The 402-nt window shown below is 69.9% G+C and carries 1 protein-coding gene; it reads right to left on the bottom strand.

Annotation, left to right across the window (positions count from 1 at the left end):
- Positions 1-402, bottom strand: a 402-nt coding sequence (locus TW83_RS17895) for a sigma-70 family RNA polymerase sigma factor (RefSeq protein WP_045984145.1), incomplete at both ends; no start/stop codon positions are given.

Raw genomic sequence — 402 nt, 5'->3', positions numbered from 1 at the left:
TCCTGCAGCGCCTGCGCCAGGGCCGCGCGGGCGCGGCCGAGGCGGCTCATCACCGTGCCCAAAGGCACGTCCAGCGCCAGCGCGGCCTCGCGATAGCGCATGCCCTCGACGCAGACCAGCATCAGCACGACGCGCTGATCCTCGGGCAGGCGGTTCATGGCGCGACGCACATCGGCCAGATGCAGGCGGGTCTCGGTCACCTCGCGGCCGTCCTGGCCCACAAGAGGCATGGCGTCGTCATCATCCAGGCTGTCGGTGTCGCGCCGGGCGCGTACGTGGTCGATGAAGCTGTTGCGCAGGATGCGGAACAGCCAGCTGTCCATCCGCGTCCCCGGCACGAAGGCGTCCAGGTTTCGCAGCGCCTTCTCGACGGTGATCTGCACCAGGTCGTCGGCCAGCGCA

Origin of the sequence: Paracoccus sp. S4493, assembly GCF_000967735.1 — a bacterium.
GTDB classification, from domain to species: Bacteria; Pseudomonadota; Alphaproteobacteria; order Rhodobacterales; family Rhodobacteraceae; genus Paracoccus; species Paracoccus marcusii.
The sequence above is the reverse complement of the archived record's forward strand: the minus strand, read 5'-3'. Positions and strand labels throughout refer to the sequence as shown.